The organism is Chromobacterium sp. W521 (assembly GCF_052805975.1).
Map to the genome: position 1 here is coordinate 379,015 of NZ_JBRBAF010000002.1, position 16,884 is coordinate 395,898.

Consider the following 16,884-nt stretch of genomic DNA (forward strand, 5'->3'; position numbering starts at 1 on the left):
AAATAGTGGAACACGAAATCAAAACCCTGACCGCCCGTCTGCTGGCGCATCGGGTGGTGCCGCGCGGCGACGCGCTGGCGAAGAAGGCGCTGCTGGACGACAGCTTCCGCCTGGAGTTGGACAAGAGCCTGGCCGCCGTCGGCCTGCGTTTGGTGGAGAACCCCTACGCCGAGCATGTGGCCGTGGCGCTGTTGCCGGAAATGACCGAGCCGGTGTTCGGCTCCGGCGACGCCTGGCTCAACAACAACCTGGGCCTGCCGCGCGACGGCGTGGCGTTGCTGGTCATCCTGTGGTCCTTGATCATCCTGCCCAAGCGCGAGCGCCAGATCGCCCGCGTGGAGGCCGGCAAGGAAAATCAGAGCGATATGTTCGGCGCGCAAAAGCCGTTGGAAACCGGCGACGCCGTCTCCACCGGAGTGTCCGAGGACGCGCTCTACGCGGACTTCGGCAAGGCGCTGGGCGGCCGAACCCGCTTCAACGCCAACCTGGGCCGCCTGGTGAATCTGGGCTTTATCGTGCGCCGCAACCGCTGGCTGGACGAAGGCCCGATGCTGGACCTGATGATCGACTACGCCCAACTGGCGCCGCGCATCATCGAAGGGGCGCTGGCCGATGTGCTGCTGCGCCGCGAAGGCCGCGACGCGCTGGCCGACAAGCGCGCGGAAGCGACCGAGGACGAGCAGGAAGCCGCCGCGGACGCCGACGACTCCGCCGGCCCGCTGTTTGACCTGCCGCCGGACGACGACGCGGCCAACGAGGAGACGCGCTGATGTTCCAGATGAAATCGGTGGAAATGGTGCACTGGGACTTCTGGCAGCGGCTGACCGTGCCGCTGGACGCGCAGATCGTCACCATCATCGGCCCCAACGGCTCCGGCAAGACCACCTTGCTGGATGCGATGCGCACCTTGCTGGCGATCAAATGCTCGGGCAAGCGAGATTACAAACGCTACGTTCGCAACAACAAAGAGCCCTTCGCCTATCTGCGCGGCGTGGTGGACAACCCGCGCCGCCCCAGCGGCGGCCTGTATCCGACGCCCTTCTTCCCCATCGTCGCCGACGCTGTCACCTTGCTGTGCCGGGTCAAGAAGCAAGGCGGGGACTGGGTGCGCCACTACGCTATCCTGGACGGCGACGTGCCGCTGGAGCAGGCCGAAGGCCAGGCCCAATGGCTGGGCGTGCAGGAATACCGCCGCCGGCTGGAAATGGCCGGCCTGACCCCGGCGGTGGCCGAAGTGCTGGCGCTGGAACAGGGCGATACCGACAAACTCACCGAATACAGCCCGCGCCAACTGCTTGACCTGGTGTTCCAGGTTTTCGGCGATAAGGACGTGCTGGACAACTACCAGCGCGCCCGCGACGAGCAACGCGCCACCGAGCTGGAACTGGAATCGCTGAGCCGTCAGGAAGAAGCGCTGCAGACGCGGGTGGAAACCATGAAGACCCGCGCCAACCGCTATCTGGAATGGCGGCAACTGAATACCGGCATCGCCCGGCTGCGCGACGAGGCGCTGCCGGTGCTGGCCTATCTGGACGCCAAGTCCACGCTTGGCAATGTCTGGAAAAACTACCGGGGCAATTTCCACGCGCTGAACCAGGCCCGGGGCGAGCATGCCGACACCTTGCAGTTGGTGGCCAAACTCAAGGCCGCGGAAGTGGCCGCCGACGCCTCGCGCAAGGCGGCGGAAACCGCCCGCGTCGGCGCGCAGGAAGCCTTCATGGCGGCCAAGGGCGAGCACGCAGGCGTGGCCGGTCAGCTCAAGGAACGGGACCGGCTGCAAGCGCTGGCCAGCAAGGAATATGGCGCCGACGCCGCCCAGTTGGCCGATAAGCTCGCCGCGTTGCGTGGTGAAGCCGAGCAATTGAAAGACGGCCTGCGCGAACTGAAAAAGCAGCGCCAAGACAGCTCCCAGCATCTGGAGGCGCTGGAAATCGGCCGCGGCCGCGCGCCGGAAGACGTGCGCCTGTTCAAGGCCGCGCTGGACGAGGCCGGCATTGGACATCAGATGTTGTCCGACATCGTGGAAGTACTGGACCCGAACTGGCAGGCGGCAGTGGAGGCGCTGTTGAGAGGTTATCGCCACGTGGTGCTGCTGGAACGCGAAAGCGACCGCCGCGAAGCCTGGCGCATCGGCGAGAAACTGCGTTATCGCCACTTCGTGGTGCCGGAGCGCTGCAGCCCGCCGCGCGCCAACGCCGGCAGCCTGATGGAAGTGGTGCGCTTCTCCGCCGACGCGCCCGAGTGGCTGTACCGGCAGTTGAACAGCGTCAGCCGCGTAGACAGCGCGGAGCAGGGCGCCGACGTCAGCGGAGACTGGATCACCCGCGACGGCTACTTCCGCGAACGTCGCGGCGCGCGCCATATCGGCGTGCCGGCGCATGAGTTCGCCTTCGGCGAAGCCGCGCGCCAATCGCGGCTGCTGGCGGTGCGCGAAGCCTTGAAGGCGTTGAACACGCGCATCCTGGCCGACGAAGAGCGCTTGGTGGCGGCCACCCGCGAGGCCGCCGGCTTGGCTGAATACCTGGGCGGCATGGACGCCATCCGCCAACTGGACAGCCGCGCAGAAGAGTTCGCCGCGTTGGAAACGCGCAAGCAGGGGCTGGAAAGCGAAATCGCCCGCTTGGGCGCGGCGCTGGGCCTTGTCAGCGCGGAGAAGGAAGCCGCCGATCAGCGCTACAGCGACGCTCGGTTGGCGCACGACCGCGTTTGCCAGCGCGAACAGGACAGCCTGGCCGCCTTCCGCCAAAAACAACAGGAAGTGGAGCAGGCGCGTCGCCAAGTGCGCCGCCTGCTGTCCGAACTGCGCGAATGGGCGGAGCGTCTGCCTGAGGCGGCGCTAGCGCCGGATAACGTCGCAGCGCTCGAAAGCGAGTTCGATACCGCCGCGGATGCCAAGCATCAGCTCAACTACCTGGAAGAGCGGCTGCAAAACGGCGACTGGGAGCAGGACGAAGCCGTGCTGGCCTTGAAGGACAAGCTGGTGGAGGATCTGACCGCTCTGGACCGCGAACGTCAGCGCCGCCAGAGTGAAGTGGACCGCTCGCGCGAGCTCACCGACGAAGCGCGCGCCGCCTATATGGGCAAGTTGCGCGCCACCGTCCGCGTCTACGGCCAAAACGTCAAGCGTCTGGGCGAGCTGGCCGGCATCCAGGTGGAAGTGGAACTGCCGCAGCTGTCCAACGACGACGCCGCGCTGGCCCAGGCCGGGCTGGTGCTCAGGTTCAACTTCGACCAGAAGGGCCTGATGGGCATGAACGACGGCGAGGCCTCCGGCGGCCAGCAGGTGATGAAGTCGCTAATCTTGTTGATTGGCCTGATGATGGACGAGTCCAATCCGTCCGGTTTCGTGTTCATCGACGAACCGTTCGCCCATCTGGACATCTTCAACATCGACCGCGTCGCCGGCTTCCTCAAAGCCACCGAGGCGCAGTACCTGATCACTACGCCGAATACCCACAACATCAATATCTTCGCGCCGTCGGAGCTGACGCTGGCCACCCGCAAGAAGCGGCCGGGCGAGCAATGGGCGCCGCCCATTCTGCAAACCCGCCGCCGAGTGGACGGCGGCGAGCCGGCTTGAGCCAGACCACGCAGCCGCCCCTCGGGCGGCTTTTTTCTATTCGACGGGCACTGCCGCTCACGGCTGGTTGTAGCTGTACACGATGCCGTTTATGGTGGACTTGAAGCCGTAGCGCGGGAAGGCAGGATTCGGGTTCTTGGCGAGGTAAGCGTCCGCCAGCGCTTCGGCCGCCTGTCGGTAGAACTTGGTCTGGTTCTTGTTGTACCAAGGGTCGTCGTGGGGGTTGGGGTTGAATTTGTAGCTCTGGTCCCGGCCGCCGGCGATGTAAATGCGGATGCCGCGAGCGCCGGGGCCGGAGCCTCCGCTCTTTTGCTCCACATAGTTGAACGTGATGCCGCTGTTTTTGTAATTGGGCAGGCTGCCGCTGATATTGGCGGCCAGCGCGCCGCCGGCGGTCAGAGACAGCGCGCTGACGGCCAGCAAGGCCGCGACGCGGCGGAACAGGAAGTTGAGTGGGGGATTCATGGCATTCCTTCGGATAATGGTTGAGAACCGTCGACAAGCGGTCGGCTTTGCCGGCGAGGCGTTAGCGTCGTGAAATGGCGCGTAAATGTCGCCTATTTATACAAATGGCAATTAAATTGCGTAATTTAATGACATTTAGATTGTGAAGATAGGCGAGCGTGGAGCGATCAGCAAGCGCCGCATGCCAGTCCTTAAGACCGGGCCGGCTAAGCGGCGATGGCCCGCTTGAGCGGGACAGAGGCTTTTGGATGGCGGCCCGTCGTCGCTGGCCTATGCTGAGAAGGAGGCATGGGCGTAGTGAGAAAGCGGGTTTAAATGGAAGAACGCGACTTGGTGGGCAGCGCCATTCCCATGGCGCAGCTCAAGCTGGAACTGCGGACGAATGGCGTATTGGTCATTTCGGTGTACGAGATTGACGACAATGAGCCGTTTTTCGTCTACGAGTCCGACAACGACTTTGACCCTGAGACGATTTTGAGCGCCGCGGAGCGACGTTTGGACCCGGTGCGGCTGGATGTGTTCAAGCATGTGTTCTTCCAGGCCAGGGACGATGTCGAGGGTGATAGTGAAGAGGGCGAAGGGTAAAGGGCTGCCGCGCACTTGTTCATTGCTGGCCATCACCCCGCCTGGGCGGGGTGTTGATTTTTACGCCGGTCATCAGCTTGATCCAAGGCGGAGGGCAAGCGTCCTTGCTGACGCTCCACACCCAAAGCCAGCCTGGGGGCGGGCTTCGGGTACTGATGGATGGCCCGGTCCCGGAACCGGGCACATGCGCTTAGAACCTGTTTACGATCAGCTGCGCGTCGGCAGGATGGATAGAAAAGGGTGTTGAAACCGTCTTCGAAATGCTCATGTACCATGAGTACATTCCGCTTTCTCAGCCGTTTTCGCCTTGTCTCGCCTTTGCTCGCGAAATCGTAAACCTGTTCTTAGCGCAGGTTCAGCGCTTTGATCGCGTTGTTGATTTCATCCGCCAGACGCACTTCCTGACCCAGCTGCTCATGCCATTGCTGATTTTGGAAGAAGGCGTAGCGCGCCTTGGAGTTGTTGCCGGCTTGCCAGCCGTCTTTCAGTTGACCGTCGAAGAAGAACTGTTCCAGCAGCGCGTGGCCGGCGGCGTGGGCCTGGTTTTGCGCGTGCTGATCGTGCATGCGCGGCGCGCCTATCAGGTGCAGTTCGATGTCGCGGCCCTGCTCTTCGTAGCGTCCTTGGATCGGATGCTCGAACACCAGCGGCTGCAGCGTGGCGTGGGTGATGGTGGCGCGGCCGGTGATGTGGCGCGACGGGGTGTATACGGTCAGGTCCAGCCGCAGGTTCAGGCCGCCCGCCTGGCCGGGTTTGTTGACGTTGTAGCTGACGATGAACAGGCCGGATTTTTGATCGCGATCGATAGTCATGTTTGGACTCCTTGAGATCAATAACATCAGATGAGAAGTTGGAGCGTCTGGTGGGACGTCCAGGCCCAATGGCGATGTGCTAGCCGCGGCGGTAACCGCTGCTGCCCTGTAGTTATATAACCTTTGATTTTATTTTCAGCCGTACTTAATGGCAGTTGGAAATAAAGTGGGGGTGGGGCTTGCGCGCGGGGCTAGGGAAGGAAGGGGAAGAAAAGCGCGCCGCCAGGGCTGGCGGCGCGAGGGAAAGTCAGGCTTGTTGCTCAAAGCGCACAGGCTGTTTGCCCAGGCGCTTGGCCCGCACCACCACAGTGCCGGCGATCTTGTCGTGCCAGCCCTGCTTGCGGGCGTCCAGGCCCACCCAGATCAGGCCCAGCAAGAAAGGGAAGCAGGATACGAAGTAGCCTAGATAACGCAGCGCCGCCTGTCCCGGCGTCATCGGCGCGCCGGTTTTGGCATCCACGATACGAGCGCCCAGCAGCATCTTGCCCGGCGTGCTGCTCTTGAACCACCAGAAGGCCAGCACCGCCGCCGCGGGCAGCACCCAGTTGATCATCAGGCTGGCCAGCGGGCTCAATTCAAAGCGGCCTTGCATCATGGCGGCCTGCATCATCCAACCGTCGCCGCTTTCCGCCACGCGGTTGGTTTCGCCGCTGACGCCGGCCAGCAGCCAGATCGCCGGCGCCAGTGCCAGGCAGAGCAGCAGGGTGTCGACCAGACTGGCCAGCACCCGCAGCCAGAAGCCGACGTATTCCAGTTCTTCCGCGCCCTCTTGCATCTTCAGTCCTCCAGATTGGGTTTGTGCTTGGCCGCCACGCGCAGGTAGTGTTCGGCGGAGTATTGGAAGTAGGCCAGTTCTTTTTCGGTCAGCGGCCGCGCCTGTTTGACCGGGTTGCCCAGATAAAGATAGCCGGACTCCAGCCGCTTGCCCGGCGGCACCAGGCTGCCGGCGCCGATCAGCACCCGCGGTTCAATCACCGCGCGGTCCAGCACGATGCTGCCGATGCCGACCAACACTTCGTCGCCTATGGTGCAGCCGTGCAGGGTGACGTGGTGGCCGATGGTGACGTTGCGGCCTATCACCAGCGGCGCGCCGGCCGGGTCCGCGGCGCTTCTGTGGCTGACGTGCAGCATGGCGAAATCCTGGATGTTGGAGTTCTCGCCTATGCTGATGGCGTTGACGTCGCCGCGGATCACGGCACAGGGCCAGACCGACGCGCCTTCCGCCAACGAGACTTCGCCGATGACCACCGCCGCCGGGTCGATGTAGCAGCTGTCGTGGATTTGCGGCTGATGCCCGTCATAAGGGCGGATATTGCTTTTCATCGGTCTGTCCTCATCTGAAATCGGGTAAAGTTCCCATCATACCCCCACAGGATGCCAATATGAGCCAGAACCCCTTGCTGGACTTTTCCGGACTGACCCGTTTCGCGGAGATCAAACCGGAGCACATTTCCCCCGCCATCGACGAATTGCTGTCCGCCGCGCGCGCCGCGGTGGCGCGGCTGACCGCGGAGCAGGGCGCGCCCAGCTGGGAAAGCTTCGTCGATCCGCTGACCGACGCCACCGAGCATCTCAGCCGCGCCTGGGGCGTGGTGGGCCATCTGAACGCGGTGGTGAACACGCCGGAGCTGCGCGAGGCTTACAACGCTAATATTCCTCGCATTTCCGAGTTCTGGACCGAGATGGGCCAGAACCTGGATTTGTACGCTCGCTTCAAGGCGCTGGCGGCCAGTCCCGAGCATGACGGCTACAGCGCGGCGCGCAAGAAAATCGTTTCCAACGATCTGCGTGATTTCCGCCTGTCCGGCGCGGAACTGCCGCAGGCGGAGAAAGAGCGTTTCGCCGCCATTCAGACGCGGCTGGCCGAGCTGTCCGCCAAGTTCGAGCAGAACGTGCTGGACGCCACCGACGCCTTCAGCCTGTACATCGAGGACAAGGCCGAGCTGTCCGGCGTGCCCGAGGATTCGCTGGAACTGTTCGCCGCCGCCGCGGCCGGCGACGATAAGAGCGGCTACAAGATCACCTTGCAGTTCCCGTTCTATTTCCCGGTGTTGCAGTACGCGGACAACCGCGCGCTGCGCGAAAAGCTGTATCAGGCCAATGTGCAGCGCGCCTCGGAGTTCGGCCCGGCCGAACGCGACAACAGCCCCATCATCCGCGAAAAGCTGCAACTGGCGCGCGAGGAAGCCCAACTGCTGGGCTTCGCCAACTTCGCCGAACTGTCCTTGTTCACCAAGATGGCGGAAAGCCCGGAACAGGTGATCGCCTTCCTGCGCGATCTGGCCGCGCGCGCCAAGCCGTTCGCGGTCAAGGACCGCCAGGAACTGGAAGCCTTCGCCGCCGCCGAACTGGGCCTGGCCAAGCTGGAAGCCTGGGATCTGGCCTACGCCGCGGAAAAGCTGCGCGTGGCGCGTTACGCCTTCTCCGAGCAAGAAGTGAAGCAATACTTCCCGGAAAGCAAGGTGCTGCCCGGCCTGTTCGGCGTGGTGTCCACGCTGTTTGGCGTGGAAGTGCGTCCAAGCAGCGCGCCGGTCTGGCATCCGGACGTGCGCTTCTTCGACATCCACAAAGACGGCCAACTGATCGGCAGCTTCTATTTCGATTTGTACGCCCGCGACGGCAAGCGTTCCGGCGCCTGGATGGACGACGCGCGCGGCCGCCGCAGCAAGAGCGGCCAGGTGCAGACGCCTATCGCCTATCTGACCTGCAACTTTACCCGTCCGGTGGGCGACAAGCCGGCGCTGTTCACCCACGACGAAGTGATCACCTTGTTCCACGAGTTCGGCCACGGTCTGCACCATATGCTGACCCGCGTCGATGAATTGGGCGTGGCGGGCATCAACGGCGTGGAGTGGGACGCGGTGGAGTTGCCCAGCCAGTTCCTGGAAAACTTCGCCTGGGAATGGGACGTGGTGCAGGGTATGACTAGCCATGTGGACAGCGGGGCGACTTTACCGCGCGAGCTGTTCGACAAGATGCTGGCGGCCAAGAACTTCCAGAGCGGCATGGCTACGGTGCGCCAGCTGGAGTTCGCGCTGTTCGACCTGCAGCTGTACAGCGTATTCGACGCCGACAAGGGCGACTGGCTGGCCTTGCTGGACGAGGTGCGCCGCGAGGTGGCGGTGAACTTCCCGCCGGCCTACAACCGCTTCCCCAATAGCTTCAGCCACATCTTCGCCGGCGGCTATTCGGCCGGCTATTACAGCTACAAATGGGCGGAAGTGCTGTCCGCGGACGCCTATGCGGCTTTCGAGGAGGCAGGCGGCGCCAATCCGGACACCGGCAAGCGCTTCTGGGACGAGATTCTGGCGGTGGGCGGCAGCCGTCCGGCGCTGGAGTCCTTCCGCGCTTTCCGTGGCCGCGATCCGCAGATCGACGCCTTGCTGCGCCATTCCGGCATGGTGGAGACGGTTTGAAACGGTCGTTTTATGCCGGAGGAAAAATATTCCGGTCTTTGCCGGAACTCTTGTGAAGCGTCGCGGCTCTAATTTTTTGCTCAGTGGGTTATCTCCAGAGCAGCAAGCGAGCCAGACGCATATCAGGGTAGATTGATATAGTGTCTATTGCGCGCCTCCGTGTAGACGGAGGCGCCTTTTTTTTGCCGCGGATCGCGCGGCTAAAAGATTCAGCTATCTCGCTCTGGTTTGGCGGACGGCGTCAGCGGCTGCAAGATGTGGCGGCGCTGGAAGGTGGGAGTTCGCATCGAGAAGGGCGGCGTCAACGGCGCCAGACGAGGACGGTTGGGATTGCGCGTCGGGCATAATGCCTGTTGCGCGTCGTGCTGCTTGTGCTTGATAGTCAAGAACTTGCTCCGGTTACAACGACGCTTTCGATCATAGGCCGGCATTCCGGGCCTTGGCAAATTACCGTCGTCCGGCTGTTGTTTATTTGTTTAAACACTTTTGTTTAATCAACCACTAAATAATCGACGTAGGTGACTGTCGCCGCCCAAAGCTTGGCAGTGCCGCGCGCTGCGGTTATGGTGTCGGCCTTTGCATGAAAAACATTTGGAGAGCCCGCCGATGCGTTTTGCCACCTGGAACGTCAATTCCCTCAAGGTCCGCCTGCCGCAGGTGATCCAATGGCTGTCCGACAGCCCGGTGGACGTGCTCTGCCTGCAAGAACTGAAAATGGATCAGGATGTGTTTCCGCTGGCCGATATCGAAGCGGCCGGTTATCGCGCCGCCTGGTTCGGCCAGAAAACCTACAACGGCGTGGCCATTCTGGCCCGCGCGCCGCTGGAGCTGGAAGACGTGGTGTGCGGCATCCCGGATTACGGCGACGAGCAGCGCCGAGTGATTGCCGCCACGGTGAACGGCATTCGGGTGATCTGCGGCTATTTCGTCAACGGCGAGGCGGTGGATTCGCCCAAGTATCCGTACAAGCTGGAATGGCTGGCCAATCTGGAGCGCTATGTCGCCGCCGAGTTGCAGCGCCACCCGCAGCTGCTGCTGTTGGGCGACTACAATATCGCTCCGGAAGACCGCGATGTGTACGACCCGGAAAGCTGGCACGAGCAAGTGCTGTGCAGCACGCCGGAGCGCGAATCCTTCCGCCGTCTGATCGCGTTGGGCCTGAGCGACAGCTTCCGGCTGTTCAATCAGGAGGAGAAGCAATACAGCTGGTGGGATTACCGCGCGATGATGTTCCGCCGCAACAAGGGCGTGCGCATCGACCATATCCTGGTCAGCGATGCGTTGAAGCCGCGGGCGCTGGACTGCGTGATCGACAAGGCGCCGCGCAAGTGGGAGCGGCCGTCGGACCATACTCCGGTGGTGCTGACGCTGGCGGATTGAGCGACTCCGCCATTCTAAAGGCCGGCTGCCGCCGGCCTATCCGCCAGCTTTCTTGGCTTGCCTCAAAAATATCGCCGGCCGGTTTTGCTAGTCTGGAGCTTTCTTGCTTTCAGATGGCTGCGCGATGACCCAAAACCACCCCAAGCTGCCGGTAGACCCGTATTACGAGGGCGTGCCGGAATATATGACCCAGGTATACGACTGGGCTTACGTCAACCCGCGCAAGGCCGGCTGGCTGGATCGCAACCTGGTTGTGCGCGTGTTGCTGTTCTTCAACGATCAAAGACTGATGCGCGCCTATCTGGAGCAGATCCGGCCCGGCGACAAGGTGTGGCAGGTGGCTCATGTCTACGGCGACCTGGTGCAGCGGGCCGCGGACCGGGCGGGCCGGGACGGGCGCTTTGTGCTTACCGACATCACCCCGGTGCAGATAGAACACGCCGAGCGCAAGCTGCGAGATCGTCCTCAAGCCGCGGTGGTGCGCGCCAACGCCGGCAATTACCGGCTGGAATCCGACGATTTCAACTTGATTTGCAGCTTCTTCCTGCTGCACGAGGTGCCGGATCATCTGAAGCGCGCCATCGTCGACAATATGCTGTCGCAAGTGCCGCCCGGCGGCCGCGCGGTCTTCGTCGATTACCATAGGCCCAAGCCGTGGCAGCCGATAGGCTGGCTGCTCAAATGGGTGAACCGCGTGCTGGAGCCGTTCGCCGAGGCGTTGTGGAATCATGAGATCCGCGACTACGCGCAAGAGGCTGATGGTTTCGACTGGAGCAAGCGCACCTTGTTTGGCGGGGTGTATCAGGTGACGACCGCGAAGAGGAAGCGGTGAGAGCATGCCGTACTTGACGTTACACGGGCTTACAAGCGACTAACAGACCCGGGGCGGGGGCAGGGCTAGGATACGTCTCAAGGAAGCGCCGAATCCGGCGCGATGTGATCGGTGAACGGGAGCCCAAGGTTCCCAAGCCTGAAACTGGAGATGCATCATGAACAAACTGACTCTGCTTGCCCTGACCGCCGCTTTCGGCCTGAGCTCCGCTGCTGGTTTCGCCGCCGAAACCGCCAAGCCGACCGCTTCCGCTCCGGTAGCCAAAATGGCTCCGGCCGCCAAGAAAGCTGAAAAGCACCCGGCCAAGATCCACCACGCCAAGAAAGGCGAAAAGGTAGCCGCTTCCGCTCCGGCGCAAAAAGCCCAGGCCGCCAAGGCTGAAGCCTCCGCTCCGGCCAAGAAGCACGCCGCTAAGAAGCCGCATGCGAAGAAGCCCGCCTCCGCCGCCGCTCAGAAAGCCCAAGCCGCCAAGGCTGAAGCCTCCGCTCCGGCCAAGGCCAAGCACGCCGCTAAGAAGCCGCATGCGAAGAAGGCCGCTTCCGCCGCCGCTCAGAAAGCCCAGGCCGCCAAGGCTGAAGCTTCCGCTCCGGCCAAGAAGCACGCCGCTAAAAAGCCGCACGCCAAGCACGCTAAAAAGGTAGCTTCCGCTCCGGCGCAAAAAGCCCAGGCCGCTAAAGCCGAAGCCTCCGCTCCGGCCAAGAAAGCGGAGAAAAAGCCCGCTCAACACAAGAAGCACGCCGGCAAGGCCAAAAAGGCCGCTGCATCGGCTGCCAAATAAACCGGACCCCGCGTCTGGCTCGCTAAAAAAAACAGGCCCCTCAGGGAGGCCAAGACTCAAAGGAGGCCTCGGCCTCCTTTTTCTTTTTGAGTGGCTTCTTAAGAGCCTGTTCAACGTCGCGCGAGCGAGAGCGAGACAAGGCGAAAACCGCTGAGAAAGCGGAATGTACATAGGGAAGATGAGTATTTCGAAGAGGGGCTCTGCGGGGTGTCGCTGAAGCGCAGCAGACTTTGAACAGGTTCTTGGCGCGCGACCGCCGCCGCTAGGACAGGCGTGCCCGGCGACCGTATGCTGTTACACTCGAGTGGTTCGATGCCGCCCGCATGCTTCGGCGTTGAAACCGCTTTCGTTCATTTTGCGCATAAGGAGCTTCCATGTTAGCCGCCCCGCAAGTTTCCGCCTTCCTGCCGCCGCGCCGCATTCTGATGGGACCGGGTCCGTCCGACGTTTATCCGGAAGTACTGGCCGCTCAGGCCCGTCCCACTGTCGGCCACCTGGACCCGTTGTTCGTCGGCATGATGGACGAGGTGAAAAGCCTGCTGCAATACGCGTTCCAAACTACAAACCCGATGACGGTGGCGCTGTCGGCGCCAGGCTCCGCCGGCATGGAGGCCTGCTTCGTCAACCTGGTTGAGCCGGGGGAGAAAGTCATCGTCTGCCGCAACGGCGTGTTCGGCGAGCGCATGCGCCAGAATGTGGTGCGGCTGGGCGCGGTGCCGGTGTTGGTGGATAGCCCGTGGGGCCAGCCGGTGGACCCGGATGCGGTGGAGAGCGCGCTGAAAGCCAATCCGGACGCGCGTTTCCTGGCTTTTGTCCACGCCGAGACCTCCACTGGCGCGCTGTCCGACGCCAAGACGCTGTGCGCGCTGGCCAAACGTCACGGCTGCCTGAGCATCGTCGACGCGGTGACTTCGCTGGGCGGGGTGGAGCTGCGGGTGGACGAATGGGGTGTAGACGCGGTGTATTCCGGCAGCCAGAAGTGTCTGTCCTGCGTGCCCGGTCTGTCGCCGTTGTCGTTCTCGCCAGCTGCGGTGGATAAGTTGCAGGCGCGGCAAAGTCTGGTGCCCAGTTGGTTTCTGGACCAGACTCTGGTGATGGCCTATTGGGGCGGCGGCAAGCGCAGCTACCATCACACCGCGCCGGTGAACGCTTTGTACGCGCTGCATGAGTCGTTGCGTCAGCTAGCCGTCGAGGGACTGGAGACAGCCTGGCAGCGCCATCGCGACATGCATCTGATTCTGCGCGACGGCCTGGAAAAGCTGGGGCTGAAGTTTGTGGTGGACGCCGCCGCGCGGCTGCCGCAGTTGAACGCGGTCTATATTCCCGAGGGCATAGACGACGCCGCCACGCGCAATCGTCTGTTGCAGGAGTACAACTTGGAGATAGGCGGCGGGCTGGGCGATTTGGCCGGCAAGGCCTGGCGCATCGGCCTGATGGGTTACGGCGCGCGCCGCGAGAATGTGGCCTTGTGTCTGAAAGCGCTGGAGAGCGTGCTGAAATAAGCGTTCGCTCCCTGCCCAGCGGGCGCGGTGAGACCGCGCGTCAGCCGTTGGAATGGAAAAACGCCATCCGTGAAGGATGGCGTTTTTATTGCGGCGGAAGCCAGGCGACGGCTTATTTTTCGACGAAGGCGCGTTCGATCGCGTAGTCGGCCGGTTCGCCCATGCGCGGCGATTCCTTGAAGCCCATGCCGTTCAGGATCTCGCACAGGTCGTGCAGCATGGATGGGCTGCCGCAGATCAGCGCGCGGTCGTGTTCCGGGTTCATTTGCGGCAGGCCGATGTCGGCGCACAGTTTGCCGCTGGTGATCAGATCGGTCAGCCGGCCCTGATTGCGGAACGGCTCGCGGGTCACGGTCGGGTAGTAGATCAGTTTTTCGCGCACCATCTCGCCGAAGAATTCGTTTTCCGGTAGTTCTTTGGTGATGTAGTCGTGGTAGCCCAGCTCGCTGACCCAGCGCACGCCGTGGGTCAAAATCACCTTGTCGTAACGCTCGTACACGTCCGGATCTTTGATGATGGACATAAAGGGGGCGAGGCCGGTGCCGGTGGACAGCAGGTAGAGGTTCTTGCCGGGCAGCAGATTGTCCTGCACCAGGGTGCCGGTGGGCTTCTTGCTGATCATCACGGTGTCGCCCACCTTCAGGTGCTGCAGGCGGGAGGTCAGCGGACCGTCCTGAACCTTGATGCTGTAGAACTCCATGTGCTCTTCGTAGTTGGAGCTAACGATGGAGTAGGCGCGCATCAGCGGCTTGCCGTTGACTTCCAGACCTATCATCACGAACTGGCCGTTGATGAAGCGCAGGCCGGCGTCGCGGGTGCAGGTGAAGCTGAACAGGGTGTCGTTCCAGTGATGGACGGACAGGACCTTTTCGGAGGTCAGGTTGGGAGAGGACATAAGGTTTGCTGCTCGCTAATTTATGAAGTAGAAGCTCGAAAAGTATTGGGGCCGATTTTAACCGGTTTGGCGCTTCGCCGCTCGCTCTTGCTGGGCAAACCCGGCGCGAGCGGCGTTAAATTCAATTGGAACAGCATGTTAACCGACATTGCCGTTACAGCCGAACGATTGTTTTCTGATGTGTTTATCGCTGCGCGTTATTTGTGGGCGGCGCAACGAAAGAGGGCGTCACCATGGCGGGACGCCCTCTCAGACAACATACGGAGAAATACTGTGCGCTTTACCCTTGCTGGCTTCACTACCACTACTACTGCCGCAAGGCCGTTACCAAAGAGCGGGCTGTCCAAGACAGCTCAATGACGTTGCCGTGTTGAGGCGGAGCCATCATCATGACGGGCTGCCGCGCATGTGTCCTTGATGGACATCACAGAAAGACCAACCGCGCCTTTCTTACTTGGCAAATCGACAAACGGTAATCTCAAGTTTGCTAACTCTGAATTTGGCGGACCGGCCGGGCCTGGGCTGCTTGTGCTCCGTCTTGGAGGCTGGCTTGGCGTTGCGGACTGTGCCGATTTGGCTGGCCGTGGTTATTGGCCGATGCTCAACGCGTGTATCACTGGATGGCCGCCGGCATTCTGCCGTGAAAGCATTCGGAACCCTCCCTGTCGTGTTGACTATTCCACTATAAGACTCCGCCGCGCCCAATGCAAGAGGGGCTCAGCCGGCCTTTGGGTCTGGCAGCGGGGCGGCCAGCGCCAGCCTCGCGGGGCGCAAATGTTGTTCGAACTGGCGGCTGGCCGCTTGCCAGGAATAGCGTTCCGCGACGGCGCGCACATGGCCGCGGTCCAATTCCAGGGCTTTGAGGCAGGCGGCCCGCAGGTCCGCGTCCAGCACGCCGGCGCCGCTGTCGCCCACCACGTCCAGCGGGCCTGCCACTGGATAGGCGGCCACCGGCGTGCCGCAGGCCATCGCCTCCAGCAGCACTAGGCCGAAGGTGTCGGTCAGGCTGGGGAACACGAAGACGTCGGCTGCGCGGTAGAAACGCGCCAGTTCATGCTGGGGAAAGATGCCGGCGAAGTGAACGTCCTGATATTGCTGTTTCAGCCGGGCCAGTTGCGGGCCGTCGCCCACCACCCATTTGCTGCCCGGCAGCTCCAGCTTGAGGAAGGCTTCGATGTTTTTTTCCACCGCCACCCGGCCGATGTAGACGAAGCGCGGCGGCGCGGTGCCGTCCAGCCGGTCGCGCGGGCCGGGGCTGAATAGCGCGGTGTCCACGCCGCGGCTCCACAGCTTGACGTTGCGGAAGCCGCGGGCGGTCAAATCGTCGGCGATGGATTGAGTGGGCACCATCACGCAATGGGCGGCGTTGTGGAAGCGGCGCATCCAGGCGTAACTGACCGCCAGCGGCAGCCGGCAGCGGGCGTGCACGTATTCCGGAAAGCGGGTGTGGTAGGCGGTGGAGAAGGCCAGGCCGTGGCGCAGGCAATAGCGGCGCGCGGCCAGGCCCAGCGGTCCCTCGGTGGCGATGTGGACGGCGTCCGGGGCGAAGGCGGAGATGCGCGCGGCTACTGTGCGGTAGGGGAACAGCGACAGCCGGATGTCGGGGTAAGTGGGGCAGGGCAGAGTGCGAAAGGCCTGCGGGGTGATCATTTCCACCTGGTGTCCGAAGCCGGCCAGTTCGCGGGCGGTTTCGGTCAGCGAGCGGACCACGCCGTTGACCTGGGGCAGCCAGGCGTCGGTGACGATCAGGATGCGCATGTCGGTTCCTTGTGGTCGGCTTGCGCCGCTTGGGGTTGCGGCGCGGCGGCCGGCTGGCCCAGTTGGGTCCAGTACAGCACTTCCAGCCGTCCGTCGGGGTGTTCCACCAGCGCGGACAGGCTTTCCACCCAGTCGCCGCTGTTGCCGTAGAGGATGCCGTCGATATCGCGCACCTCGGCCTTGTGGATATGGCCGCAGATCACGCCGTCGAAGCCGCGCCGGCGCGCTTCTCCGGCGAGAATGGTTTCGAAGTTGCTGATGAAGTTGACCGCGTTTTTGACTCGGTGTTTCAGATATTGCGACAGAGACCAGTACGGCAGGCCCAGTTTCAGCCGCGCCCAGTTGAAGCCGCGGTTCAGTTCCAGGATCAGGGTGTATAGGGTGTCGCCGACGTAGGCCAGCCATTTGGCGTATTGGATCACGCCGTCGAACTCGTCGCCGTGCAGGATCAGCAGCCGCTTGCCGTCGGCGGTGCGGTGCTCGGCCTCCTGGCGGATGGCGATGCCGCCGAAGTCCAGCCCGGCGTATTGCCGCGCCGCCTCGTCGTGGTTGCCGGGCACGTAGATCACCTTGGTGCCCTTGCGAGCCTTGCGCAGCACTTTCTGCACCACGTCGTTATGGCTTTGTTTCCAGTACCAGGATTTTTTCAGTTGCCAGCCGTCGACGATGTCGCCGACCAGGTACAGGTATTCGGATTCGTGAAAGCGAAGGAAATCCAGCAGGTGGTCGGCGCGGCAGCCGGAGGTGCCGAGGTGGACGTCGGAAATCCAGATCGCGCGCAGTTGTCGGGCGCTGTCGGGGGCGGGGTCTGGCTGCATGGCGGCTCCGTCGGCCTGTGGACTGCTGGCGATGCTGCCAGCGGCAGGTGACAGTCGCGTGAG

Annotated in this window: 16 protein-coding genes; 8 read left to right on the plus strand and 8 right to left on the minus strand. The window is 62.9% G+C overall.

Going from position 1 to position 16,884, the window contains the following annotated elements; genetic code table 11:
• Positions 1-5: 5 nt before the first annotated feature.
• Positions 6-770, plus strand: a complete 765-nt coding sequence (locus tag ACUXV1_RS04230; protein WP_446014542.1) for a hypothetical protein — start codon at positions 6-8, stop codon at positions 768-770.
• Entirely contained in the window at positions 770-3,580 is a 2,811-nt protein-coding gene (locus ACUXV1_RS04235; RefSeq protein WP_446014540.1) for an ATP-binding protein, read from the plus strand. The genes ACUXV1_RS04230 and ACUXV1_RS04235 overlap by 1 nt, the downstream gene beginning before the upstream one ends.
• 57 nt (positions 3,581-3,637) lie before the next feature.
• Here the strand turns inward: ACUXV1_RS04235 and ACUXV1_RS04240 are convergent, their stop codons facing one another.
• Positions 3,638-4,045 carry a hypothetical protein gene (locus ACUXV1_RS04240; protein WP_052370820.1) on the minus strand — a complete coding sequence of 136 codons (408 nt, stop codon included), beginning with the start codon at positions 4,043-4,045 and terminating at the stop codon, positions 3,638-3,640.
• Positions 4,046-4,360: 315 nt separating this feature from the next.
• On the opposite strand from ACUXV1_RS04240, the gene ACUXV1_RS04245 reads away from it, so the two are divergent.
• Positions 4,361-4,630 (plus strand): hypothetical protein, encoded by a 270-nt coding sequence (locus tag ACUXV1_RS04245; RefSeq protein ID WP_203390777.1) that lies wholly within the window; start codon positions 4,361-4,363, stop codon positions 4,628-4,630.
• 344 nt (positions 4,631-4,974) lie between these two features.
• Here the strand turns inward: ACUXV1_RS04245 and ACUXV1_RS04250 are convergent, their stop codons facing one another.
• The 3 genes from ACUXV1_RS04250 to ACUXV1_RS04260 all read right to left on the minus strand — a co-directional run bounded on the left by ACUXV1_RS04250 (position 4,975) and on the right by ACUXV1_RS04260 (position 6,765).
• Positions 4,975-5,442, minus strand: coding sequence for a DUF1842 domain-containing protein (locus ACUXV1_RS04250; RefSeq protein ID WP_043637141.1), 468 nt, complete (start codon positions 5,440-5,442; stop codon positions 4,975-4,977).
• Between the two features lie 247 nt (positions 5,443-5,689).
• On the minus strand, positions 5,690-6,217 hold the full coding sequence (locus ACUXV1_RS04255; protein WP_043637139.1) for an RDD family protein: 528 nt from the start codon (positions 6,215-6,217) through the stop codon (positions 5,690-5,692).
• 2 nt (positions 6,218-6,219) lie between these two features.
• The gene (locus ACUXV1_RS04260) at positions 6,220-6,765 is read right to left on the minus strand and encodes a gamma carbonic anhydrase family protein (protein WP_019104212.1); all 546 of its coding nucleotides are present in this window, start codon (positions 6,763-6,765) and stop codon (positions 6,220-6,222) included.
• Between the two features lie 59 nt (positions 6,766-6,824).
• On the opposite strand from ACUXV1_RS04260, the gene ACUXV1_RS04265 reads away from it, so the two are divergent.
• The gene (locus ACUXV1_RS04265; RefSeq protein WP_118268354.1) at positions 6,825-8,858 is read left to right on the plus strand and encodes a M3 family metallopeptidase; all 2,034 of its coding nucleotides are present in this window, start codon (positions 6,825-6,827) and stop codon (positions 8,856-8,858) included.
• 209 nt (positions 8,859-9,067) lie between these two features.
• Here ACUXV1_RS04265 and ACUXV1_RS04270 read toward each other — a convergent pair whose 3' ends face one another.
• A complete protein-coding gene (locus ACUXV1_RS04270; protein WP_156038958.1) occupies positions 9,068-9,244 on the minus strand; it encodes a hypothetical protein in 177 nt (58 codons plus the stop codon).
• A 220-nt stretch (positions 9,245-9,464) separates the two neighbouring features.
• Here ACUXV1_RS04270 and xth point away from each other — a divergent pair, with 220 nt between their 5' ends.
• From xth to ACUXV1_RS04290, 4 genes are all read left to right on the plus strand, one after another.
• Positions 9,465-10,238, plus strand: coding sequence for an exodeoxyribonuclease III (gene xth / locus ACUXV1_RS04275; protein WP_081556592.1), 774 nt, complete (start codon positions 9,465-9,467; stop codon positions 10,236-10,238).
• Between the two features lie 124 nt (positions 10,239-10,362).
• Entirely contained in the window at positions 10,363-11,070 is a 708-nt protein-coding gene (gene rquA / locus ACUXV1_RS04280) for a rhodoquinone biosynthesis methyltransferase RquA (RefSeq protein ID WP_043637131.1), read from the plus strand.
• A 157-nt stretch (positions 11,071-11,227) separates the two neighbouring features.
• Positions 11,228-11,848, plus strand: a complete 621-nt coding sequence (locus ACUXV1_RS04285; protein ID WP_081556593.1) for a hypothetical protein — start codon at positions 11,228-11,230, stop codon at positions 11,846-11,848.
• Positions 11,849-12,222: 374 nt separating this feature from the next.
• The gene (locus ACUXV1_RS04290; protein WP_043637127.1) at positions 12,223-13,350 is read left to right on the plus strand and encodes a pyridoxal-phosphate-dependent aminotransferase family protein; all 1,128 of its coding nucleotides are present in this window, start codon (positions 12,223-12,225) and stop codon (positions 13,348-13,350) included.
• Positions 13,351-13,462: 112 nt separating this feature from the next.
• Here ACUXV1_RS04290 and ACUXV1_RS04295 read toward each other — a convergent pair whose 3' ends face one another.
• The 3 genes from ACUXV1_RS04295 to ACUXV1_RS04305 all read right to left on the minus strand — a co-directional run bounded on the left by ACUXV1_RS04295 (position 13,463) and on the right by ACUXV1_RS04305 (position 16,821).
• On the minus strand, positions 13,463-14,245 hold the full coding sequence (locus ACUXV1_RS04295; protein ID WP_019104206.1) for a ferredoxin--NADP reductase: 783 nt from the start codon (positions 14,243-14,245) through the stop codon (positions 13,463-13,465).
• 717 nt (positions 14,246-14,962) lie between these two features.
• The gene (locus ACUXV1_RS04300; RefSeq protein WP_043637122.1) at positions 14,963-16,003 is read right to left on the minus strand and encodes a glycosyltransferase family 4 protein; all 1,041 of its coding nucleotides are present in this window, start codon (positions 16,001-16,003) and stop codon (positions 14,963-14,965) included.
• Positions 15,991-16,821: a UDP-2,3-diacylglucosamine diphosphatase gene (locus tag ACUXV1_RS04305; protein WP_043637118.1), complete on the minus strand. Its 831-nt coding sequence runs from the start codon at positions 16,819-16,821 to the stop codon at positions 15,991-15,993. The genes ACUXV1_RS04300 and ACUXV1_RS04305 overlap by 13 nt, the downstream gene beginning before the upstream one ends.
• Positions 16,822-16,884 lie beyond the last annotated feature (63 nt).